Genomic DNA, 24,192 nt, shown 5'->3' with positions numbered 1-24,192 from the left:
GTTTTTTTGTATAATAAAAGGCTATCTATAAAAGATAGCCAATACAAGCTTACGCGTTTAAAGCGTTCATTTTTTTCATTAAACGAGACTTTTTACGAGCAGCAGCGTTTTTGTGGATAAGACCTTTAGCAGCAGCTTTGTCTAATTTACGAGCAGCCTCAACGAAAGATTCTTTCGCTACAGCAGCATCGTTATTAACGATAGCAGCGTCTACCTTTTTAACAGCTGTACGCATTGCAGATTTAGCATTAGCGTTTTGAACTTTTTTAGTTTCGTTCGTTTTTACACGCTTAATTGCAGATTTAATGTTTGGCATTCAAATTCACCTCCCAAAAACAACATCGAGATTATATTATAACTCGACTTTCACATTCATTAACAATCAATTATTAAGAACAAGTGATATTTTATCAAACACGCTCGACTTTTGCAATACTCTCCCTTAGTTTTTCATTTTTTTAGCCAATTTATCGGCTGGATAAAAAACAGGAATGATTTTACTAGGTAAAGGAAAAGATAATACAAAGTTTGCCTTAGTGAAGGAAAAATGTAAGGGGGAATACGCTTGGAAGAGTCTATCGATTTAAGTAAATATTCCGTTAGAACAGATCTTGCAATTGAGGCAAGAGAAATGGTTATAGCTGATCGAGAAAAACAAGTGCATAATCAAGAAAACCTTTCTCAAATCGAAGGGGTAATAATAAAAGAAAAAGAAGAGGACGATATAAAAATTTCGTACGTTGAAGTGACAAATGAAGGGGCTAAAGCTTTAGGAAAAAAGGAAGGTAGATACTTAACGATTGAGGCAATTGGTATTCGCCAGCAAGATACACCAATGCAACATAAGGTAGTGAAAATATTTGCAGCGGAGTTTGCCCAGTTTTTAAAGCAGCTTGGGATAAAGGAAGAGGCCTCCTGTCTTGTTGTGGGCCTAGGAAATTGGAATGTTACACCAGATGCTCTTGGTCCCCAAGTTTGTGAAAATCTCCTTATTACTAGACATTTATATCAATTACAGCCTGAAAGTGTTGAAGAAGGCTATCGTCCAGTTAGTGCAATTGCACCAGGGGTTATGGGGATTACCGGGATTGAAACGAGCGATATTATTTTTGGAATTGTTGAAAAGACAAAACCTGATTTTGTCATAGCCATTGATGCGTTAGCCTCACGATCAATTGAGCGAGTAAATTCAACGATTCAAATATCCGATTCTGGTATCCATCCAGGATCAGGTGTCGGCAATAAGCGTAAAGAAATAAGTAAAGAAACGCTGGGGATTCCTGTCGTTGCTATTGGTGTACCAACTGTTGTTGATGCAGTTTCAATTACGAGTGATACGATTGACTTTATTTTAAAACATTTTGGTAAAGAAATAAGAGAAGGGGGGCGACCTTCGAGGGCGCTAACTCCTGCGGGAATGAGCTTTGGCAAACGAAGAAAGCTTACAGAGGAAGACCTGCCAGAGGAACAACATCGAAAAACCTTTCTTGGTATGATAGGAACATTGCCTGATGAGGAAAAGAGAAAATTAATTTTTGAAGTCTTATCTCCAATCGGCCATAATCTCATGGTCACGCCAAAAGAAGTCGATGTATTTATTGAAGATATGGCCAATCTAATTGCCAATGGGCTTAATGCTGCCCTTCATCATAACGTAAACCAAGAGAATGCAGGTTTTTACACAAGGTAATAACAAATTCGGAAGCGCCTTGACCTCGAGGGGGGTAGGCGCTCCTCCTAAAAGCTAACGCTTTTACTCGTGCGATGATTATGCTGTCGAGGCATTCCTTGTGGAGCTGGACGTAGACAGATTTAATCTCAAGATATTAACAATTAGTAAAAATAATAATTTCCTACAAAGTGAATTTTTGTTCTATCTTCTCTAGTGAAGTCATATGAATTACTAGACTCACTAAGAGAGGTGGAAGAATGAAACCTATTAAATCTAGCAGTGTTATCGTATTTATCCAAGGATCAAGCCTGTTAAAAATATTTGGCGGTTTTTTTCTATTCCTATTTATGATTTTCTCAATAAGCGGTGCCTTGACAGCCCTAAAGCCAGAATACAGATTAAGCTCAAACTCTGTTCACACTGCTGCAAATAAAATTACTGGAGAAATGCTCTATCATCTAATTGGCTGGGAAAACCACCATTTTATGCAAGGATTGGACAAGCAGGTAAGCTCTCCAACTTTAATGAACTTTCTATTTAAACTCTCAACGAATATTAATTTAAATGATCCGAGAAGTTTATTAGGCAGAGAGTTACCATCCTTCTCCCTTTATGATCAAAAAATATTAGTTGCTGGTGAAGGAACAGATTATACGAATATTCCGATTGAATCTTCTCCACCAACAGATTTTCTTAGGGCCGAACAAGAAGCGACCTTACAAAATATAGAAGGTCTTGAGAAGTCAGGTGATAAAAAACAAACAGTTAACCCTCCTCACACTACAGGAGATAAAAAAGTTGTCTATTTATATTTTACCCATAATAGAGAGTCGTATCTTCCATATTTAAAAGGGGTTACTAATCCTGATTTAGCCTATCATTCAGAAATTAATATAATGAAAATTGGTGACAAGCTGCAAGAAGAATTAGAAAGCAAGGGAATTGGAACGACTGTTGATAAAACCGATGTTCAAGGAAATCTAAATAAAAAAGGCTGGAAATACCACCAATCCTATCAAGAATCTAGACAGGTGGTACAGACTGCGACTGCTACTAATCGAGATTTAACATACTTGATCGATATACACCGGGATGCTGGCAGAAGAGAGAAGACAACGAAGGAGGTAGATGGGAAAACATATGCTAAACTTGCTTTTGTTATTGGGGGAGACAATCCGAACTATGAGAAAAATTTACGTCTCGCAACCGAATTGCATAAAAGGCTAGAGGAAAAATATAAAGGTTTAAGCCGTGGGATTATTCAAAACCAAGGCAAGGGAACAAACGGCAAATTTAATCAAGACTTATCCGAAAATGCCATCTTAATAGAATTTGGCGGTGTCGATAATACATTTGAAGAATTAAATCGTTCAGCTGAAGCTTTAGCTGATGTTTTCAGTGAATTTTACTGGCAAGCGGAAAGCGTTAACGCTCCTGTTAAAGATCAAGGGGAGAAAAAATAATGATAGAGAGGTGATCAGTTATGAAATGGTTTATGTTGAAGACCTTGCTCCTTACATCACTTATGTTCCTTGCTGTTTTATTTGGGATGCAGCAGGCAAATGAAGGAATAACGAAAATGAAGGGCTATAGTGATGAAAGGTTTAAAGGGGCATTTACTTTGCAGGAAAATGAAGCGGGAGAACTGCATGCTTCTATTCTAGGAACGGATGTCACTAGTCATGATCTTCAGCAAAAAAAAGAGAAGCTCGAGGAAATGAAAGCATATAATTTTTTCTCTTCTTTAGGAAAAAAGCTTTCAGAAGGGCTCTCAGCTCTAGCAGAAACCACGCTACATTTCATAACTGATTTGATTAAAGAACATTAGAGGGAGCAGTGCGCATCCTTTTTTGTTTAGAAAGCTTTTATCCCGAATCGGATTCGAATAAATCACGTTCTTCTAAACGGCTGCTGGCTATTTTTTCTCAATCACCAGCATTGAATCTTCCTAATTGTACTGCTATAATCTAAAAATAGTGCATGCTGTACGACCTAGTGCTTTTCAATGTAGGAGTGAAACAATGAATAGAGAAGAAAGACTTAATAGACAATCAAAGATTCGGAATTTTTCCATCATCGCACATATAGACCACGGGAAATCAACTTTAGCTGACCGCATTTTGGAAAAAACAAATGCATTAACTTCCCGTGAAATGAAAAATCAGCTATTAGATTCTATGGATATAGAAAGAGAACGGGGCATTACGATTAAATTAAATTCCGTTCAATTGAAATATAAAGCAAAAGATGGCGAAACATACACTTTTCATCTAATCGATACACCAGGGCACGTCGATTTTACGTATGAGGTATCTCGTAGTTTAGCTGCATGTGAAGGCGCAATCCTCGTTGTTGATGCTGCTCAAGGAATTGAAGCGCAAACTTTAGCTAATGTGTATTTAGCCCTTGATAATGATTTGGAAATTATTCCTGTCATTAATAAAATCGATCTTCCAAGTGCCGATCCCGAGCGTGTGAGAGGCGAGGTAGAAGAAGTGATTGGTTTAGATGCTTCAGATGCTGTTCTAGCTTCAGCTAAAGCTGGAATTGGCATTGAAGACATTTTGGAACAGATCGTTGAAAAGGTTCCGGCTCCAACAGGAGACCCAGATGCACCGTTAAAAGCGCTTATTTTTGACTCCCTGTTCGATGCTTACCGGGGCGTTATTGCCTATATCCGGGTAGTTGAAGGAACGGTTAAAGCTGGAGACAAAATTAAAATGATGGCAACGGGCAAGGAGTTTGAAGTTATTGAAGTTGGGGTGTTCTCTCCAAAAGCAGAGGCCCGCGACGAATTAACTGTAGGCGATGTAGGATTTTTAACTGCAGCAATCAAAAATGTTGGCGACACAAGAGTCGGGGATACGATTACAAATGCAAAAAATGGGGCTACTGAACCATTGCCAGGCTACCGTAAATTGAATCCGATGGTATATTGCGGATTATATCCGATTGACAGTGCGAAATTTAACGATCTTAGAGAAGCGCTTGAAAAGCTGGAGCTTAATGATTCAGCTTTACAGTTTGAGCCGGAAACTTCTCAAGCACTAGGATTCGGTTTCCGCTGCGGATTTTTAGGTCTGCTTCATATGGAAATTATCCAAGAGCGGATTGAACGAGAATTCAAAATTGACTTAATTACTACTGCACCGAGTGTTATATATGATGTCATCCTAACTGATGGATCAGATATTAAAATTGATAACCCATCTAAAATGCCTGATCCGCAAAAAATTGAACGCGTTGAGGAGCCGTATGTCAAAGCAACAATGATGGCACCAAATGATTATGTTGGTGCAATTATGGAGCTTTGCCAGGAGAAGCGCGGTATCTTTATTGATATGCAATACATGGATGAGACACGTGTCAATATTACGTACGAAATTCCTTTATCAGAAATCGTTTATGATTTCTTTGACCAGCTTAAATCCAATACGAAAGGATATGCTTCCTTTGACTACGAGCTAATCGGCTATAAGCCTTCTAAGCTTGTGAAAATGGACATCCTGTTAAATGGAGAAAAAGTTGACGCATTGAGCTTTATTGTTCATAAAGATTTTTCATATGAACGAGGCAAGGTCATTGTTGAGAAACTTAAGGAGTTAATTCCGCGCCAGCAGTTTGAGGTGCCGGTACAAGCGGCTATTGGTCAGAAGATTGTTGCCCGTTCAACGATTAAATCAATCGGTAAAAACGTCTTGGCGAAATGTTACGGGGGAGATATTTCCCGTAAACGAAAGCTATTAGAAAAGCAAAAAGAAGGAAAAAAACGCATGAAGCAAGTGGGTTCAGTAGAAGTTCCACAAGAAGCTTTCATGGCTGTTCTGAAAATGGACGATACAAACAAGAAGAAATAAAAATCGATTTAATAAAAGGAGGTTGGAAGGCTTGCAAAATTCAGCGGCTTCCGCCTTTTTTATTTTATAAAAAGAAATAAGGTGTGTTAAAAATGATGCAAGCAGCCTATATTCACATTCCTTTTTGTGAGCATATTTGCCACTATTGTGATTTTAATAAAGTATTTTTAAAAGGTCAGCCTGTCGATGAATATTTGGATTATCTCGCTAAGGAAATGGAACTTACATTAAATGAAGCACCAACAAAGAAATTAAATACCATTTTTATCGGTGGAGGAACGCCAACGGCATTAAACGAACAACAGCTTGAAAAGCTATGCCACATCATCAAAGAATATTTACCTTACGATGAAGAGACAGAATTTACGTTTGAAGCTAATCCAGGCGACCTTTCCGAAGAAAAGCTGCGAATCTTATATGCTGCAGGAGTTAACAGAATTAGCTTCGGGGTACAGACATTTAATGAGGAGCTCCTCAAGAAAATTGGCAGAGTGCATAGAGCAAAGGATGTTTTTCAGTCTGTCGAGGCAGCTAAGAAAACGGGCTTCCATAATATAAGCATTGATTTAATCTATAGTTTGCCTGGACAAACAGTAAAGGATTTTAAAGACACCCTTCAGACCGCATTCACATTAGATATTGTGCACTATTCTGGATACTCTCTCATTATTGAGCCTAAGACCGTTTTTTATAACTTGATGAGAAAAGGTAAGCTTCAGTCTCCTGGGGAAGATGCAGAAGCGGAAATGTACGAAACCTTAATGGAAGAGATGGATAAGCATGGCTTCAAGCAATATGAAATCAGTAATTTTTCCAAACCAGGTTATGAAAGTAGACATAATCTTACTTATTGGAATAATGAATGGTATTACGGATTTGGAGCGGGTGCCCATGGATATGTAAATGGGAAGCGGATTTCCAATCATGGTCCGATAAAAAAATATATGGACACACTAAAAACAGGATATTTGCCAATACTCGATGAACATCAAGTAACCCGCTCAGAGCAAATTGAAGAAGAAATGTTTCTTGGTCTAAGAAAGACTGCAGGCGTTGAAATTTCCCGTTTTATGGAGAAGTTCAGCGAAAATCCGCTTAAAATGTTTAAAAAAGAATTAGACGAATTGATCGGCCGTGGCCTAATACACGTGACCGACAAAGAAATCCAGTTATCAATGAAAGGTCGATTTCTTGGAAATGAAGTGTTTCAGTATTTTCTTAAGTAAAAAATACTCTGCGTTATTATTGACACCAAACCATTGATTTGATAATTTATTAGTAGAATTAGCACTCGCAGCTAAGGAGTGCTAACAGAGGTGATAATTGTGTTGACTGAACGCCAATTATTGATCTTTCAGGTTATTGTTGATGATTTTATTCAATCTGCGCAGCCAGTTGGTTCGAGAAGTTTGTCGAAAAAAGACAAAATAGCATTTAGCTCCGCGACCATTCGTAATGAAATGTCAGATTTAGAAGAGCTGGGGTTTATTGAAAAGACACACACCTCATCAGGAAGAATTCCTTCCGAAAAAGGGTATCGTTACTATGTGGATCATTTGCTCTCTCCACAAAAGCTGAAAGAGCAAGATGTTAAAATGCTTAAATCTGTATTTGCTGAACGGATTTTTGAACTTGAAATAATCGTGCAAAAATCAGCTAAAATTCTTTCAGAGTTAACAAATTATACATCCATTGTGTTAGGACCAGCCGTTAAGGATAATAAATTGAAGAAGATTCAAATTATCCCTTTAAACAATCAGACAGCCATTGCTATTATCGTTACAGATTCTGGTCATGTAGAGAATCGAATGTTTCATTTGCCTGAAACAATGGACGCTGGGGAACTTGAAAAGCTCGTCAATATTTTGAATGACCGCTTAGCTGGTGCTCCAATTGAAAGCTTAAACGATAAAATTTATAAAGAAGTAGCGATACTTTTGCGACAGCATATTAGTAATTATGATTATATATTGCATTCGCTTGCCGATACGCTTAAAGTCCCGTCACATGAGAAGCTGTTCTTTAGCGGCAAAGCTAATATGCTATTACAGCCTGAGTTTCATGACATTGATAAAATAAAAAGTTTAATGGCCATGATTGAACATGAAGACAGCATTTATGAACTGATCCGCAAGAATAAATCAGGGATTAATATTAAAATTGGTAAAGAAAATAAAAATTCTGCAATGGAAAATTGCAGCTTAATTACGGCAACATATTCAATGGGGGCAGAACAGCTTGGAACAATTGCCATCTTAGGTCCAACAAGAATGGAGTATTCTCGCGTCATCAGTCTATTAGATTATATTAGTACGGACTTATCTTCCGTACTAACAAAGCTGTATCAAAGCGATTGACGTTGGCAATATTGACTAAGGATGGAGCAGGGGCCCCTTCAAATTAAAATAGGGGCCAATTTCCCTGTTTATAAAATGCTTACTACCCTTTAAGGGAGGTGAAAAAATTGGCAGATGAAAAAAATATTTTAGAAGAAGAAACAATCCAAAATTCTGATCAAGCTGTAGAGACTGAAGTAAACGATTCGGGAGCTGCAGAAGCAGTGAACGAAACTTCTTCTGAGGAAGCTTCTTTAGAAGATCAACTTGTGCATGCACAGGAAAAAACAGTTGAGCTAGAAGCCAAACTAGCAGAAGTGGAAAATCGTTACTATCGTCTGCAAGCCGATTTTGATAATTCCAGACGTAGAGCAAGATTAGATCTTGAATCGTCTGAAAAATATAGAGCTCAAAAATTAATTTCCGACTTACTGCCTTCTATCGATAATTTCGAGAGAGCACTGCAAATGGAAACTGATAATGAACAAATGAAATCTGTTCTTCAAGGAATGGAAATGGTTTATCGAGGTTTGCTGGAAGCTCTGAAAAATGAAGGAGCAGAACAGATTGAAGCTGTCGGAAAAGAATTTGATCCACAAGTCCATCAAGCAGTTATGCAAGTAGAAGTGGAAGGTGTCGAGTCAAATATAGTAGTTGAGGAATTCCAAAAAGGCTATATTTTAAAGGACAGAGTGATCCGTCCAGCCATGGTCAAAGTAAATTTATAAGTTACATATTTTGGGAGGTAAGAAAACATGAGCAAAATCATTGGAATCGATTTAGGTACAACAAACTCATGTGTTTCCGTTTTAGAAGGCGGAGAGGCAAAAGTTATTCCAAATCCAGAGGGTAACCGTACAACTCCTTCTGTTGTTGCTTTTAAAAATGGGGAACGTCAAGTTGGGGAAGTAGCAAAACGTCAAGCAATAACAAATCCTAATACAATTATGTCTGTAAAGCGTCACATGGGGACAGATTTTAAAGTTGAGGCAGAAGATAAAAAGTATACACCGCAAGAAATTTCTGCAATCATTCTTCAACACTTAAAATCATACGCTGAAGAGTATCTTGGTGAAACAGTAACGAAAGCTGTTATTACAGTCCCTGCTTACTTTAACGATGCTGAGCGCCAAGCAACAAAAGATGCTGGTACAATCGCTGGTCTTGAAGTTGAGCGTATTATTAACGAGCCAACAGCAGCTGCTTTAGCTTATGGTATGGATAAAACAGATGAAGACCAAACAATTCTTGTATTCGACCTTGGTGGCGGTACATTTGACGTATCCATTCTTGAACTTGGAGACGGTGTATTTGATGTTAAGGCAACAGCTGGTGATAACCGTCTTGGCGGCGATGATTTTGACCAAGCAATTATCGACTATTTAGTTCAGGAATTCAAAAAAGAAAATGGCATTGATCTTTCAAAAGATAAAATGGCTACACAGCGTTTAAAGGATGCTGCTGAAAAAGCGAAAAAGGATTTATCAGGTGTGACTTCGACGCAAATTTCCTTACCGTTCATTACAGCAGGGGAAGCTGGTCCATTACATCTTGAAATCAATTTAACAAGAGCTAAATTTGATGAACTTACAGCTGATTTAGTTGAACGTACAATGGGCCCTACTCGACAAGCGTTAAAAGATGCTGGCCTTTCACCTGCTGAAATCGATAAGGTTATTCTTGTTGGTGGATCAACTCGTATTCCAGCTGTACAAGAAGCCATTAAGAAAGAAACAGGCAAGGAGCCGCATAAAGGGGTTAACCCAGATGAAGTAGTAGCAATGGGTGCGTCAATCCAAGGTGGAGTAATCTCTGGTGACGTTAAGGATGTTGTCCTTCTAGACGTTACACCACTTTCACTTGGAATCGAAACAATGGGTGGCGTGTTTACAAAGCTGATTGATCGTAACACAACAATCCCAACATCTAAATCACAAGTATTCTCAACTGCTGCAGATAATCAGTCAGCTGTTGATATTCATGTTCTTCAAGGTGAGCGTCCAATGGCAGCAGACAATAAAACATTAGGCCGCTTCCAGTTAGGCGATATTCCGCCTGCTCCAAGAGGAATTCCGCAAATCGAAGTTTCTTTTGATATCGATAAAAACGGAATTGTAAATGTTCGTGCAAAAGATCTTGGTACAAATAAAGAACAAGCGATCACGATTAAATCTTCAACTGGATTATCTGATGAAGAAATCGAAAAAATGGTAAGAGAAGCTGAAGAAAATGCAGAAGCAGATAAGAAGCGCAAAGAAGAAGTAGAGCTTCGCAATGAAGCAGATCAGCTTGTCTTTACAACTGAAAAAACGATGAAGGATCTTGAAGGCAAAGTGGATGAAGCTGAAGTGGCAAAAGCCAATGAAGCAAAAGATGCTTTAAAAGCTGCTATTGAAAAGAATGATTTAGAAGAAATTAAAGCGAAGAAAGATGCTTTACAAGAAATCGTTCAAGCTCTTACAATGAAGCTTTATGAAGAAGCTGCTCAGCAAGCTCAAGCGGCTCAAGGTGCACAAGGCCAAGAAGGTAAAAGCAACGATGACAATGTAGTAGATGCAGAATTCGAAGAGGTTAAAGACGATAAATAAGTCCTACAACCTTAATTGATGAAAAAGTCAAAGTCAGGTCTTTCTTGACTTTGACTTTTATTTTTGAATAGAAAATGTTAAAATAATCTTTATGTGAAAAGAATCGGGGAGTGGTAATCAGTGAGTAAAAGGGATTACTATGAAGTCCTTGGTGTCAGTAAAGGGGCATCTAAGGATGAATTAAAAAAGGCTTATCGAAAGCTATCCAAAAAATATCATCCAGACATTAATAAAGAACCGGATGCAGACGAGAAATTCAAAGAAGTAACAGAAGCTTATGAAGTGTTAAGTGATGACCAAAAACGTGCTCATTACGATCAATTTGGCCATGTCGATCCTAATCAAGGCTTTGGAGGCGGTGGCTTTGAAGGCTTCGGCGGCTTTGAAGATATTTTCAGCACATTCTTTGGCGGTGGCTCAAGCAGAAGAGATCCAAACGCACCTCGTCAAGGTGCGGATTTACAATACACAATGACTTTATCTTTTGAGGATGCCGTTTTTGGTAAGGAAACAGAAATTGAAATTCCACGTGAAGAAACATGTGAAACTTGTCACGGATCAGGTGCAAAGCCAGGAACAAAGCCTGAAACATGTGGACATTGCCATGGATCTGGACAGATTAATATTGAACAAAATACGCCATTTGGCAGAATCGTCAATCGAAGAACATGTCATCATTGTAACGGCACTGGAAAGCAAATTAAGCATAAATGTTCTACTTGCAGCGGAAAAGGCAAAGTTAAAAAGCGCAGAAAAATTTCTGTTAAAATTCCGGCGGGAATTGATGATGGCCAACAGCTAAGAGTAGCTGGTCAAGGGGAACCGGGAGTTAATGGCGGTCCATCTGGAGATTTATATGTTGTTTTCTATGTTCGTGCTCATGAGTTTTTTGAGCGTGACGGCGATGATGTCTACTGTGAAATGCCAATCACCTTTGTTCAGGCTGCCTTAGGGGATGAAGTAGAGGTTCCTACCTTATACGGAAAGGTAAAATTAAAAGTCCCAGCTGGAACTCAGACAGGTACTAAGTTCCGATTAAAGGAAAAGGGGATCCAAAATGTAAGAGGCCATGGTAAAGGAGATCAGCATATCATCGTTCGCATCGTAACCCCAACAAAGCTGTCAGAGAAACAGAAACAGCTGCTGCAGGAATTTGCAGAAATCAGTGGTCAAGTTCCTCAAGGAGAACATGAAGAAAGCTTTTTTGATAAAGTAAAGCGTGCATTTAAAGGCGATTAATCGCAGATTAACGGGCTGTAAGACTCCCACTTGAAGAAGTTGAAAAACGAACTTCTTCAAGCGGGAGATCAAACAGCCCGTAAAGGCCCGTTAAGTTCAACTAACATTCAGTGGGGAAAAGGCGCCCCCACTGAATGAAGTTTCACTTTATGGAAATGGAGTTGGAAGCATTGAAATGGTCAGAAATCAGTATTCATACTACAAATGAGGCAGTAGAACCAATTTCAAATATCTTGCATGAAGCAGGAGCAAGTGGAGTTGTCATTGAAGATCCATTGGAACTTATTAAAGAAAGAAAAGATCAATTCGGTGAAATCTACCAGCTCAATCCATTAGACTATCCGGAAGAAGGGGTAATCGTCAAAGCTTACTTACCTATCAATAGCTTTCTTGCTGAAACGATAGATGGAATTAAGGAAGAAATCAATAATCTCCTTTTATATAATATTGATATTGGCAAAAATGATATTAGCATCAGTGAGGTTAATGAAGAGGAGTGGGCAACTGCCTGGAAGAAATACTACCATCCTGTAAAGATTTCTGAAAGGTTTACGATCGTTCCTACTTGGGAAGAGTACACGCCTGTTTCCAGTGATGAGTTAATTATAGAACTGGATCCGGGAATGGCTTTCGGAACAGGTACTCATCCGACAACAGTGATGTGTATTCAAGCGTTAGAAAGAACCGTCAACAAAGGAGATCAGATTGTCGATGTCGGAACTGGCTCAGGAGTATTAAGTATTGCAGCTGCCATGCTTGGCGCTGAAAAAGTAACAGCACTTGACCTTGATGAGGTTGCTGTTAACTCTGCTCGGCAAAATATTGAACTGAATAAAGTTCATGATGTCGTAACTGTAGCTCAAAATAATTTGCTCGACGGCATCAGTGAAAAAGCAGACATTGTGGTTGCAAATATTTTAGCAGAAGTGATCCTCCGATTTACAGATGATGTAGCTTCAGTTGTGAAAAAAGACGGGTTCTTTATTGCATCAGGCATTATCCTGCAGAAAAAGCAGGATGTAAAAGACGCTATGATAGCTGCTGGATTTCAGATCGAGGAAACAATCCAGATGGAAGATTGGGTTGCTATCATTGGGAAAAGAATGTAGCCTGAGGCAATTAAAATCAGATTTCAAAAAGAAAGAGGGAGCCTTGTAATAGTTCCCTCTTTTTATACGTTAATAATAGGCAGAAAAGAGGGTGTCCATTTTGCAGCGTTATTTTGTCAATCAATCTGCAATCGATAATTACTTCACTATTACAGATGATGATTATCACCATATCGTTCGTGTGATGAGAATGAAAGAAGGTGACAATCTCATTTGTGTAGATCCAATGAAAAAAAGTGCTGTCTGTTCAATTGCAGAAATTACCTCTGAAAAAGTGATTGCAGAAGTTGTAAAATGGGAAGAAGAGTCCCCAGAATTGCCGATTAATATTACAATTGTGAGCGGATTGCCTAAAGGGGATAAGCTTGAATGGATTATCCAAAAGGGAACGGAACTTGGTGCATATAGGTTTATCCCTTTTATTTCAGCACGCTCAGTAGTAAAATGGGATGAGAAAAAGGGTGCGAAGAAACTCGAACGCTGGCAGAAAATTGCTAAAGAAGCGGCTGAACAATCTCATCGAACCAATCTGCCTGAAGTCATAACTCCTCAAAATATGAAGGCTTTAATAAAAATAGCTGAGGATTACGATTATAAATTGATTGCCTTTGAGGAAGAGGCGAAGCAGGGAGAAAAGTCCGAACTATATAAAACATTAGCTAACATAAAACAGAGCCAGTCACTTATGATTGTATTTGGACCTGAAGGCGGATTAACCGAGCAGGAAGTATCTTTATTAAAAGAAAACGGCTTTCATGCATGCGGATTAGGTCCACGAATATTAAGAACCGAAACAGCACCGTTATACGCATTATCAGCTGTTTCTTATCATTTTGAACTAATGGAGTGAAAAAATATGCCGACAGTTGCATTTCATACACTTGGCTGTAAAGTGAATCATTATGAAACAGAAGCCATTTGGCAATTATTTAAAGAAACTGGATATGAACGGGTTGATTTTGAATCAATATCCGACGTTTATGTGATCAATACTTGTACAGTAACAAATACAGGAGATAAGAAAAGCCGTCAAGTTATCCGCAGAGCGATTCGAAAGAACCCAGATGCGGTTATTTGTGTAACAGGCTGTTACGCGCAAACCTCTCCAGCAGAAATTATGGCGATACCAGGAGTTGATATCGTCGTAGGAACTCAAGATCGCGTGAAAATGCTAGATTATATCGAACAATATAAACAGGAGCGCCAGCCGATTAATGGAGTAGGCAATATTATGAAAAGCCGCGTTTACGAAGAGCTTGATGTACCTGCTTTTACTGATCGTACTCGTGCCTCTCTTAAAATTCAAGAGGGCTGCAATAACTTCTGTACATTCTGCATTATACCTTGGGCACGCGGATTAATGAGATCAAGAGATCCGCAAGAGGTCATTCGCCAAGCACAGCAATTAGTTGATGCAGGCTATAAAGAAATTGTCCTTACAGGAATTCATACTGGCGGCTATGGAGAAGACATGAAGGATTATAACTTAGCCATGCTTCTTCATGATTTGGAAGCTCAAGTAAAGGGATTAAAGCGAATTAGAATCTCTTCTATTGAAGCGAGCCAAATTACTGATGAGGTCATTGAGGTAATAAATAATTCTAACATGATCGTTAGACATCTTCATATTCCGCTGCAATCAGGATCAAATACGGTTTTAAAGAGAATGCGCAGAAAGTATACGATGGAGTTCTTTGGCGAGCGTTTAGATCGCTTAAAGGAAGCTCTACCAGGCTTAGCTGTCACTTCTGATGTTATTGTAGGCTTCCCAGGTGAAACAGAAGAAGAGTTTATGGAAACCTATAATTTTATTAAAGAACATAAATTCTCAGAGCTCCACGTGTTCCCGTACTCCAAACGAACGGGAACACCTGCAGCTAGAATGGAAGACCAAATTGACGAAGAAGTGAAAAATGAGCGTGTCCATCGCTTAATTGCATTATCTGATCAGCTTGCAAAGGAATACGCATCTCAATTCGAAGGAGAAGTTCTTGAAGTAATTCCGGAAGAAGAATTTAAGGATCAGCAAGAAAGTGGCCTATACGTCGGCTATACGGATAATTATCTGAAAGTCGTTTTCCAAGCAACTGAAGAAATGGTCGGACAAATTGTGAAAGTCAAAATTACAAAAGCAGGCTATCCATACAATGAGGGACAGTTTGTAAGAGTATTAGATGAACTGGAAAACTGTGAAGAAGCAGCGGTATAAATGAAAAAGGAATTACCATTTTTAAATGGTAATTCCTTTTTCTTATCTATTAGAAAAAGTAAAAATATATTCTCGTTAATTTGGATTGTGAATAGGAATATTCTGAAAAAATTGTAGATTAGGAAAAGTAAATATGATAATATTTCAATAAGTCAGATAAATAGGACTTGGAGGTGACAACGGAAACAACCTAAAATTATGAGATAAAATAGGGATAGTAGTTTTGGGAAACTTCTATTAATCTCATCCCTATATTGATGATGCGTAGTTAATAGGAAATATTTGTAGGGAAATATACTATTGAGCTACAAATATTTCAAATCATACAGTGTTTTATTTGGAACACATTGTACATATGAGTTTTCATTCTCCTCTTGGATAGCGTTTACAAATTAGAACTTATTCGTGCAGAAAAAGAGGATAAAGAGATATGGAGAAAAAATGAAAGCATATTTAATGGAGGGGGATTTATCCAATTTACGGTTTAATACAAAGAAGTACGGAATTCATTAAGAGAAGCTGTTTATCAAACTTTATTTACGGGAGGTAGTCTTTGATGTGGTCTTATATAATAAAACGATTGTTTGCCTTAATTCCTGTATTATTTGTCGTATCGATAGTTATATTTTCAATTATTCATCTCACCCCAGGGGATCCAACCTCATATATGTTAGGAGAGGAAGCAACAGAAGAACAGCTAGCAGAGGCTAGGGCACAACTTGGATTAGATAGACCAATTTATGAGCAATATTTGAACTGGATAAAAAAAGCTGTAGTTGGTGATTTAGGCTTATCGTATCACATGAATATGTCAGTCAATGAAGCAATCATGAGCCATATTGGCCCAACTTTATCGCTCGCTATCTTAGCAGAAATCATTGCTTTATGTATTGCAATACCCCTAGGTATAATTGCTGCAATAAAGCGAGGTACAGCTACAGATCAAACTGTTATGGGAATTTCATTACTTGGTATGGCAATACCAAGCTTTCTACTTGCAATGTTTTTAGTATTACTTATTGGAGTACAGCTACAATGGCTACCTGTAGCTGGATACCGTCCTCTGGAAAAAGGAATATGGGATCATATAAAATATTTAATAATGCCAGCCATTTCATTAGGGTCAATCCAAGCCGCTTTAATTGCAAGAATGACTAGATCTTCAATGCTGGAAGTTTTAAATACGAATTATATTAAAATGGCCCGCGCTAAAGGGGTAGTTGAAAGAAAGGTTATTTACAGTCATGCATTAAGAAATGCTTTTCTTCCAATTCTAACTGTTATCGGAATAACTTTTGGGGGATTAGTGACGGGAGCGGTAGTAACTGAAACGATTTTTAATATACCTGGTATAGGATCGTTAATCATTAATTCAGTTGCACGTCGAGACTATACTGTCATACAAGGAATAGTGCTATTTGTTACATTTGTATACGTAATGATTAACCTTATTATTGATATACTTTATGGAGTCATTGATCCACGTGTTAGATTAGGAGAAAAGTAGACTTGAAAGTGATGATCTTTTATCACTATTAAATACTGAATTTTCGGTTATTAGGAGGCTTATTATGGAGGGCGTAGGGAGCACATTAACTCTTTCAGCAGCAAGAAAAAAATTAAAAAAAGAGCAGCAGCAACTATTGAAAAAACGGTTTACTACCAATGTTTCTATGATGATAGGAATTATTGTTTTTTCCTTTTTAGTATTATTGGCTTTAGTAGGTCCATTTATTGTAGGATATAGTCCGTATGAAATGGTAGTAAGCAACCGTCTTCAACTGCCTAGTTCAGAGCATTTACTAGGAACAGATAACTTTGGAAGAGATTTGTTATCTCGGATTGTCTATGGAGCAAGGGCCTCAATAGGCGTAGGATTCTCAATAGCAATCATTACTTCCGTTGTAGGTTTGACAATAGGTTTATTTGCTAGTATGTACAAAGCCTTAGACCATATTTTAATGCGAATTTGTGATGGGCTAATGGCAATCCCAGCCATCTTGTTGGCAATTGCTTTAATGGCAGCTTTAGGCCCTAACGTAAGAAATGTAATTATTGCTTTAAGTTTTGTATTTACTCCATATGTAGCCCGTATTGTTCGGTCTGCTGCACTAGTCGTTCGTGAACAAACATATATTGAGGCAATGAAAGCTCAAGGGGCAAGCCAGGCGCGAATTATTTGGCTACACGTTGCTCCTAACGTACTTTCACCACTAATTGTACAGGCAACCTTCATATTTGCTGATTCTATTATTACTGAAGCTGCCCTTAGTTTTCTAGGTGCGGGGATTCCGGCTCCTGCGCCTAGTTGGGGTAATATCCTGTATGACGGAAAGCTTGTTATTTTTAATGGATGGTGGATGACTGTCTTTCCAGGATTAATGATTATCTTATCTGTAATCGGTCTTAATTCCTTAGGTGATGGGTTGAGAGACATAATGGACCCCCATTATAAAAAGGTTAAAAAGAAAAGAGCTAAGGTTGCTAGATAAAGGGGGAAGTGCATAATGACGAACGTATTATTGAAAATAAATGATCTTAAAACGCATTTTTATACAGAAACTGGGAATGTAACGGCTGTGAATGGGGTATCTTTTGATGTTAAAAAAGGAGAAATATTGGGTGTAGTTGGAGAATCTGGTTGTGGTAAAAGCGTGATGTCCCAAACTATTCTTCAACTATTTGAAGCGGGTACAGTTGAATATGAGGGTGAGATTAACTTCAAAGGGAAAAACCTCCTTAAAATAAGTAAAAAGGAAATGAATAAAGTAAGGGGAAATGAAATTTCGATGATTTTTCAAGACCCGCTTAGTACGTTGAACCCAGTGCATACAATTGGCCGTCAAATTGCAGAATCTATTATTTTACATCAAAAGGTTGGAAAAAAGGAAGCTGAAAAGAAAGCAATTGAACTATTAAAATTAGTAGGAATCCCATCTCCTGAGAGTAGGGCAAAGGAATATCCGCATAATCTTTCCGGTGGGATGCGGCAAAGAGCAATGATTGCAGTTGCCTTAGCATGCCGTCCACAATTATTAATTGCGGATGAACCAACAACAGCATTGGATGTTACGATTCAAGCTCAAATTTTGGATTTAATGAAAAATTTAAATACTGAATTAGATATGGGAATCATTTTTATCACTCACGACTTAGGAGTGGTTGCAGAGTTATGTTCAAGGGTTGTCGTTATGTATTTAGGTGAAATTGTTGAAGAAGCAAGTATCGAGGAGCTTTTCACTAGACCGTTGCATCCTTATACACAAGGTCTAATTAAATCGATCCCACAATTAGATGGAGATAAAACAGAAGAGTTACATACGATCGAAGGAACGGTTCCTCCATTAACACGAGTACCGAAAGGATGTCGTTTTTCAACACGATGTCCATATGCAGATGAACAATGCATTACGTCTTCGCCACCTGTTTTTGATCACACATCTTCACAAAAAGTGAAATGCTGGCATTTTGAAAAAATTCTTACTCAACAGGAGGTTGCGGCAGATGTCAATACAACTACTTGAATCTAGAAAAAATGGAGAAATCAAAGATAAAGACCCGCTTTTAGAGTTAAAGAATTTAAAGAAATTTTTTCCTGTAAAAAAGAGTCTTTTAAACTTCAATAAGGAACAAACATTTGTTCAAGCTGTGAATGATGTTTCTTTTACACTATTTAAGGGGGAGACTTATGGGCTTGTTGGGGAATCTGGATGTGGAAAAAGCACAACAGGCCGTACTCTACTAAAGCTAACTAATCCTACTGAAGGCCAAGCACTTTATAATGGAAAGGATATTTTTAAGATTTCAAATCAAGAATTAAGAAAAGTGCGTCAAGATATTCAAATGGTTTTTCAGGATCCATATTCTTCATTAAACCCGAGAAAAAGAATTGGAAATACGCTTGAGGAACCATTGGTCATTCATAATATTGGAAGTGCTAAAGAACGAACGGAAATTGTAATGGAAATATTAAGTACGGTTGGTTTGCAACTTGAACATTATTATCGCTATCCGCATGAGTTTTCGGGAGGCCAAAGACAACGGATCGGGCTTGCTAGGGCGCTTATTTTGAATCCAAAAATTTTAATCATGGATGAACCAGTCTCGGCACTGGACGTTTCGATTCAATCTCAAATCCTTAACTTATTGAAAAAAATACAATCAGAATTAAATTTAAGTTATCTCTTTATCTCACATGATATGAGTGTCGTTCGCCATATTTCTGACCGGATCGGTGTCATGTATCTGGGAAAATTAGTGGAAGAGGCTCCTACAGATGTATTGTTTGCAGAACCTTTACATCCGTATACGAAGGCGCTTTTATCCGCGGTCCCGGTGCCGAATTTAGAAACGAAAAGAGAAAGGATCATATTAAAAGGCGATTTACCTTCTCCTATGAATCCTCCTTCAGGTTGTGTTTTTCATACAAGATGTCCATTCGCGGAAGAAAGGTGCAAAATAGAAATACCACAAAAGAAAATGATAACAAATGAACATAATGTAGCTTGCCATCTCTATGATAAATAGGGTGATGATTTGTTATATTATCGGGGGAGATTCCTCCAATATGTGAAGTTCTACTTTACGAAAGCCTTATTCACCATTTGGTGAAGGTCTTTTGTTTTATTAAAAGGTGGGAGGCTTGTTCAAATGAAATTGGAACTTCAAGTACTAGATGGAGGAGAATCATAGAGTAACTACTTATTTATCAATTAACAAAATATCCATTTATAAGTAATTAGGTATTTGTGTTTTTTGTTTTCAGAATTGCCAAAAAGTTGAGGGGGGAATTATTATGGAAGTTATATCATTACGAAGGGAATTTCATAAGCACCCGGAATTAGGCTTTACTGAATTTTGGACAGCTTCGAAAGTAGTTGAAATTTTAGAGTCGCTTAATTACAAGGTTTTGTATGGTAGAGATGTGATAGACGAACAATCCCGTCGGGGAGTTCCCACTCAAAATATATTAGATGAGGCTTTTTCTAGAGCATCTCAACATGGAGCGAACCAAACTATACTAGAAAGAATGACTGGAGGTAATACAGCTGTTGTTGGAGTGTTAGAAGGTAAAAGAAAAGGTCCTACAGTAGCCTTCCGTTTTGATATGGATGCATTACCAATTCAGGAAAGTACAAACGCCGAGCATTTTCCGTTTTCACTAGGTTTTAATTCTAAATTCAATGGTAACATGCATGCATGCGCTCACGATGGGCATACAGCGATGGGGCTTGCATTAGCCGAAAGATTAGCAAACAGAGATTTTTGTGGGACATTAAAATTAATTTTCCAACCAGCTGAAGAAGGAGGGCGCGGCGCATACGCAATGACCCAAAAAGGAGTAGTAGATGATGTAGACTTTATTTTTTGCTCTCATCTAGGATTGGATCTTCCACTTGGAGAAGTGCATGGTGGTAATTCTACATTTTTAGCTTCATCAAAATTGGAAGTTGAATTCCATGGTGTGCCTTCGCACGCTGGTGGTACTCCTGAAAAAGGATGCAACGCATTATTAGGGGCAGCGACTGCCTTACTTAATATACATGCTCTCCCACGCTTTAGTGGCGGAATAACAAGAGTAAATGTAGGGATTTTGAAAGGAGGTACAGCTGCGAATATCATACCTCAACAGGCTTCCATGGTTGTAGAAGTAAGATCAGATAAAGCAGATATATGTGATGAATTATTAAATAGAGTTTATAAAATTATTAAACATAGTGCTGAAATGCATGGTCTTACATATGAAACGAAGATAATTGGAGGATCTACTACAATTCAGCCAGATCCTGAATTGGTTTCTATCGTTCTTCAAGAAGCTAAAAAAATAAATGGTTTTACGACTTTTAAAGAGGATAGTGACGTAAGTGTTGGAAGCGAAGATGCTTCTTTCTTCATTAATCGTGTCCAAGAACTTGGTGGAAAGGGAACTTATATGAATATCGGGTCTCCACTGCCTGCACCACATCATCATCATGAATTTGATATAGATGAAAATGTGCTGCCACTTGCTGTTAATCTTTTGGAGAATATCGCAAGACGAATGCTATCATGAATGATTATAAATAAACGAATAGGCCACTCTTAATAGAATTTTATACAAGTTATCAAAGGGGAATAGTAAAATGACTTTGAAGTTAAAAAATCACTGCATACTTTTAATGTTTTTGATATTTGCGATATTTATTGCAGGATGTAGTGCCGATAAATCAGATACCAAAAAAAGCGAAAAGCCAGAAGAGAGTACGACTATAGTTAGCGGTGGCGATATTCATGTCGCAATTGATGCACAACCGCCAACTTTAGATCCTCAGATTACTACAACTACTGCAACAAAAGAAATCGCTAGACATATTTTTGAAACTCTTTTAGTTTTGGATCCGAATTATGAAGTAGCCCCAATGCTTGCCGAGTCTTTTGAAAAAAGCGAGGACGGATTAACATATACATTTAAATTAAGAGAAGGAATCAAGTTTCACAATGGTAAGGAAATGACTGCAGAAGATGTAGCTGCTTCAATGAATCGCTGGTTAAAGAAATCTACGAGAGCTGCTAATGCAATTGGAGAAGGGGAATTTGTAGTTGAAGATGACTACGTTGTAGCCTTGAAGATTAAGAAGCCTACAATTGGAATCTTTGATATTGTTGCCTCTACAAATCAATTTGCTGCTATCATGCCAAAAGAAATTATTGAAAATGCTCCCGAAGAAGGAATAAATGAGATTGTCGGGACAGGGCCATTCAAACTTGTTGAGTGGAAACAAGATCAATATGTCCACTTAGAAAAGTATGATGGCTACCAATCACTTAATACACCATCAAAAGGTTTATCAGGCAAAAAGGAAGCATTAGTAGACAATATATACTTTAATATTGTTAACGATGGATCTACTAGATTAGCTGGAATAACTACAGGGCAATATGATCTTGCTTATCAAATACCGTACGATAGTTATGAACAAATTAAAAGTTCTTCAGATGTCACTCCTCTGCTTAATTTATATGGAGGTATCAGTTTTGTCTTTAATAAAAAAGAAGGTGTTTTTACCGATGAAAAAATTAGACAAGCAGTGAACCTGGGAATTAATAATGAAGACATATTATTTGGAGCAATGGGAAATAAGGATTTTTATCGACTAGACAATGGATTAATGTATCAGGAACAAGCGAAATGGTATACAGATTCTGGGAAGGATTTTTATAACCAAAATGATACTAAAAAAGCGAAAGAGCTTCTAGAAGAATCAAGTTACAAAGGTCAAACGGTTAGGATCTTGGCAACACGCGATTATGAATATATTTATAATACTGCTGTTGTTATGAAAGATCAGTTAGAAGCACTAGGGATTAAAACGGAAATTGACATAGTGGATTGGCCAACTTTAACACAAAAGCGAACAGAACCATCTAGTTATGATGCATATATTACTAGTTTTTCTCCCGTATCAATCCCAACTCAATTGTTAGCACTCGATCCTACTTATCCGGGATGGGCTGAATCTGAGAAACTTAAATCATTAACAGAGGAAATCAGAACCGCTTCGACAGATGAAGAAGCATTTGATAAATGGGTTGAATCACAAAAGTATAACTGGAGTGAATACGTACCATATATTAAAATTGGGGACTTTTATACTTTCTCTGCTTATAGAGACAGTATAGCTGGTAATAGTTATTTTGAAGGAATTATTCTTTGGAACACAAGTTTGAATAAGTAAATATCATGTCTTTCTAGGTTAACACTTGAATAATGGTAAAAGTTCAAGTGTTAACCTTTTTAATTAACTATGGAAATTTAATTTAGGGGATGTTCAAAAAATGAAAGACACCATTTCTTTTGTAGCAACGGGGGATTATTTACAAACAAGAAGAGTGCCAAGTTATCAAGAAGAAAACTTTATGAAAATTAGGGATATAGTAAAATCTGCTGATGCTAGGATTACAAACTTGGAAATTAGTATTGTTTGTAATGAGGGTATTCCAGGTGCAATTTCAGGAGGAACTCATGTAAAAACAACACCAGATCGTTTGGACGATTTAAAGGAATATGGATTTAATCTTGTCGGAACAGCGAATAACCATGCATTTGACTATAATTATGAAGGCTTAGAAGCTACAAATTGCTATCTTGATAGAGCGGGAATACTACATACAGGAACTGGAGAAAATTTGTATGAAGCAGGAAAACCAGCATTTCTTGATACCATTGCTGGTCGAGTCGCCTTTATATCGGTTTCAGTAGTTTCGCATTTGACTCATATGGCTACAGAACAACGACACAATATAAAAGGAAGGCCCGGTATAAATGGTCTTCGTCATGTTAGAAGACATATTATTAGTAAAGAAGAAATGACAGTATTAAAAGGAATTGCAGAGAAGACAGAAATAAATGCTTTTACGCAAATGGCAATAAATGAAGCTTTTATTTTACCATTTCCTGAGAATATTTTGCCATTTGGGAATGATCAATATGGTTACCCTATGTTATTTGAGGTTGGAAATAAAGAAGGGCTTGTCACAGAAACTAATGAAAAGGATATGAAACGAATAGAAAGATTAATAGACGATTCACGCCGACAAGCAGACTATGTGGTGGTGAATTTTCATGCCCATGAAATGAAAGGTGTTAATAAAAGAGAAGCTGCGGATTTCGTTAAAATTGCAGCAAGAAGATTCATAGATGCTGGTGCTCATGCAATAATTGGACACGGTCCTCATACGATTAGAGGTATCGAAATTTATAATAACAAGCCGATTTTCCATGGTTTAGGTAATTTCATTTTTCAAAATGAAACATTAGATGTTCTTCCACAAGATTTCTATGACAAACATAATATACCTAATGAATATGGAGTTATGCAAGCAATGGATATGAAAACAAAAGGTGGAACAAAAGGGTTACTAAGCATACCAGAAATGATGGAGTCTATATTACCTACATGGACAATGAGAAATGGAGAATTAGAAGAAATTACTATATACCCAATTGATTTAGATTACGGTAAAAAGAGGCATCAAACTGGATTTCCTTACATTTCAAACAATATAGGTACTCTTAAACGATTACAAGAACTATCAGAACCTTTTGGCACAAAGATTAGTATTGAGAATGGAATTGGCAAAATATACTGTAATTCAATTTTAAAAACTTCATGTTGATATTGTGACCAATCAGGCTGACGAAT

The 24,192-nt window shown here is 37.6% G+C and carries 20 protein-coding genes; 19 read left to right on the top strand and 1 reads right to left on the bottom strand.

The genetic code is table 11. The annotated features are described in order from the left end of the window. Nucleotides 1–49 precede the first annotated feature (49 nt). Complete coding sequence (rpsT, locus tag F7731_RS03420) at nt 50–316, bottom strand: 30S ribosomal protein S20 (protein WP_151533355.1); 267 nt, start codon at nt 314–316, stop codon at nt 50–52. A gap of 249 nt (nt 317–565) precedes the next feature. Between rpsT and gpr the strand changes: the two genes are divergently transcribed. The 19 genes from gpr (at nt 566) to F7731_RS03325 (ending at nt 24,166) form a co-directional block, all read left to right on the top strand. Continuing rightward, nucleotides 566–1,690: a GPR endopeptidase gene (gene gpr, locus F7731_RS03415; protein ID WP_151533354.1), complete on the top strand. Its 1,125-nt coding sequence runs from the start codon at nt 566–568 to the stop codon at nt 1,688–1,690. Nucleotides 1,691–1,929: 239 nt separating this feature from the next. Then, nucleotides 1,930–3,135: a stage II sporulation protein P gene (gene spoIIP, locus F7731_RS03410; RefSeq protein WP_151533353.1), complete on the top strand. Its 1,206-nt coding sequence runs from the start codon at nt 1,930–1,932 to the stop codon at nt 3,133–3,135. A gap of 20 nt (nt 3,136–3,155) precedes the next feature. Beyond that, entirely contained in the window at nt 3,156–3,500 is a 345-nt protein-coding gene (locus F7731_RS03405; RefSeq protein WP_151533352.1) for a YqxA family protein, read from the top strand. Nucleotides 3,501–3,693: 193 nt separating this feature from the next. After that, on the top strand, nt 3,694–5,529 hold the full coding sequence (gene lepA, locus F7731_RS03400; protein WP_151533351.1) for a translation elongation factor 4: 1,836 nt from the start codon (nt 3,694–3,696) through the stop codon (nt 5,527–5,529). 92 nt (nt 5,530–5,621) lie between these two features. Continuing rightward, a complete protein-coding gene (hemW, locus tag F7731_RS03395; protein WP_151533350.1) occupies nt 5,622–6,755 on the top strand; it encodes a radical SAM family heme chaperone HemW in 1,134 nt (377 codons plus the stop codon). A 99-nt stretch (nt 6,756–6,854) separates the two neighbouring features. Then, the gene (gene hrcA / locus F7731_RS03390; RefSeq protein WP_151533724.1) at nt 6,855–7,886 is read left to right on the top strand and encodes a heat-inducible transcriptional repressor HrcA; all 1,032 of its coding nucleotides are present in this window, start codon (nt 6,855–6,857) and stop codon (nt 7,884–7,886) included. Between the two features lie 107 nt (nt 7,887–7,993). After that, nucleotides 7,994–8,593: a nucleotide exchange factor GrpE gene (grpE, locus tag F7731_RS03385; protein ID WP_281352195.1), complete on the top strand. Its 600-nt coding sequence runs from the start codon at nt 7,994–7,996 to the stop codon at nt 8,591–8,593. Between the two features lie 27 nt (nt 8,594–8,620). Then, on the top strand, nt 8,621–10,453 hold the full coding sequence (gene dnaK / locus F7731_RS03380) for a molecular chaperone DnaK (RefSeq protein WP_151533349.1): 1,833 nt from the start codon (nt 8,621–8,623) through the stop codon (nt 10,451–10,453). 120 nt (nt 10,454–10,573) lie between these two features. After that, a complete protein-coding gene (gene dnaJ, locus F7731_RS03375; RefSeq protein ID WP_151533348.1) occupies nt 10,574–11,692 on the top strand; it encodes a molecular chaperone DnaJ in 1,119 nt (372 codons plus the stop codon). 170 nt (nt 11,693–11,862) lie between these two features. Next, a complete protein-coding gene (gene prmA, locus F7731_RS03370; protein WP_151533722.1) occupies nt 11,863–12,801 on the top strand; it encodes a 50S ribosomal protein L11 methyltransferase in 939 nt (312 codons plus the stop codon). Nucleotides 12,802–12,901: 100 nt separating this feature from the next. Next, nucleotides 12,902–13,651, top strand: coding sequence for a 16S rRNA (uracil(1498)-N(3))-methyltransferase (locus F7731_RS03365; protein ID WP_151533347.1), 750 nt, complete (start codon nt 12,902–12,904; stop codon nt 13,649–13,651). Between the two features lie 6 nt (nt 13,652–13,657). Then, nucleotides 13,658–15,010: a tRNA (N(6)-L-threonylcarbamoyladenosine(37)-C(2))-methylthiotransferase MtaB gene (gene mtaB / locus F7731_RS03360; RefSeq protein WP_151533346.1), complete on the top strand. Its 1,353-nt coding sequence runs from the start codon at nt 13,658–13,660 to the stop codon at nt 15,008–15,010. A 556-nt stretch (nt 15,011–15,566) separates the two neighbouring features. Next, nucleotides 15,567–16,517: an ABC transporter permease gene (locus F7731_RS03355; protein ID WP_151533345.1), complete on the top strand. Its 951-nt coding sequence runs from the start codon at nt 15,567–15,569 to the stop codon at nt 16,515–16,517. 64 nt (nt 16,518–16,581) lie between these two features. Beyond that, nucleotides 16,582–17,502, top strand: a complete 921-nt coding sequence (locus F7731_RS03350) for an ABC transporter permease (RefSeq protein ID WP_151533344.1) — start codon at nt 16,582–16,584, stop codon at nt 17,500–17,502. A 15-nt stretch (nt 17,503–17,517) separates the two neighbouring features. Continuing rightward, nucleotides 17,518–18,534: an ABC transporter ATP-binding protein gene (locus F7731_RS03345; protein ID WP_151533343.1), complete on the top strand. Its 1,017-nt coding sequence runs from the start codon at nt 17,518–17,520 to the stop codon at nt 18,532–18,534. Beyond that, a complete protein-coding gene (locus F7731_RS03340; RefSeq protein WP_151533342.1) occupies nt 18,515–19,537 on the top strand; it encodes an ABC transporter ATP-binding protein in 1,023 nt (340 codons plus the stop codon). Before F7731_RS03345 ends, F7731_RS03340 begins: the two co-directional genes overlap by 20 nt. Before the next feature lie 265 nt (nt 19,538–19,802). Further along, entirely contained in the window at nt 19,803–21,062 is a 1,260-nt protein-coding gene (locus tag F7731_RS03335) for an amidohydrolase (RefSeq protein ID WP_151533341.1), read from the top strand. A gap of 70 nt (nt 21,063–21,132) precedes the next feature. Then, nucleotides 21,133–22,725: an ABC transporter substrate-binding protein gene (locus tag F7731_RS03330; protein WP_151533340.1), complete on the top strand. Its 1,593-nt coding sequence runs from the start codon at nt 21,133–21,135 to the stop codon at nt 22,723–22,725. Nucleotides 22,726–22,825: 100 nt separating this feature from the next. Next, nucleotides 22,826–24,166, top strand: coding sequence for a CapA family protein (locus F7731_RS03325; RefSeq protein ID WP_151533339.1), 1,341 nt, complete (start codon nt 22,826–22,828; stop codon nt 24,164–24,166). Nucleotides 24,167–24,192: the final 26 nt, after the last annotated feature.

The organism is Cytobacillus depressus (assembly GCF_008923245.1).
GTDB lineage: Bacteria > Bacillota > Bacilli > Bacillales > Cytobacillaceae > Cytobacillus > Cytobacillus depressus.
This window is presented reverse-complemented; position numbering and strand designations above follow the sequence as displayed.

Bases quoted from the DNA above. Each gene is read 5' to 3' on its own strand.
- rpsT (WP_151533355.1), bottom strand. From the start codon at position 316: ATGCCAAACATTAAATCTGCAATTAAGCGTGTAAAAACGAACGAAACT.
- spoIIP (WP_151533353.1), top strand. From the start codon at position 1,930: ATGAAACCTATTAAATCTAGCAGTGTTATCGTATTTATCCAAGGATCA.
- F7731_RS03405 (WP_151533352.1), top strand. From the start codon at position 3,156: ATGAAATGGTTTATGTTGAAGACCTTGCTCCTTACATCACTTATGTTC.
- lepA (WP_151533351.1), top strand. From the start codon at position 3,694: ATGAATAGAGAAGAAAGACTTAATAGACAATCAAAGATTCGGAATTTT.
- hemW (WP_151533350.1), top strand. From the start codon at position 5,622: ATGATGCAAGCAGCCTATATTCACATTCCTTTTTGTGAGCATATTTGC.
- dnaK (WP_151533349.1), top strand. From the start codon at position 8,621: ATGAGCAAAATCATTGGAATCGATTTAGGTACAACAAACTCATGTGTT.
- mtaB (WP_151533346.1), top strand. From the start codon at position 13,658: ATGCCGACAGTTGCATTTCATACACTTGGCTGTAAAGTGAATCATTAT.
- F7731_RS03355 (WP_151533345.1), top strand. From the start codon at position 15,567: ATGTGGTCTTATATAATAAAACGATTGTTTGCCTTAATTCCTGTATTA.
- F7731_RS03350 (WP_151533344.1), top strand. From the start codon at position 16,582: ATGGAGGGCGTAGGGAGCACATTAACTCTTTCAGCAGCAAGAAAAAAA.
- F7731_RS03345 (WP_151533343.1), top strand. From the start codon at position 17,518: ATGACGAACGTATTATTGAAAATAAATGATCTTAAAACGCATTTTTAT.
- F7731_RS03340 (WP_151533342.1), top strand. From the start codon at position 18,515: ATGTCAATACAACTACTTGAATCTAGAAAAAATGGAGAAATCAAAGAT.
- F7731_RS03330 (WP_151533340.1), top strand. From the start codon at position 21,133: ATGACTTTGAAGTTAAAAAATCACTGCATACTTTTAATGTTTTTGATA.
- F7731_RS03325 (WP_151533339.1), top strand. From the start codon at position 22,826: ATGAAAGACACCATTTCTTTTGTAGCAACGGGGGATTATTTACAAACA.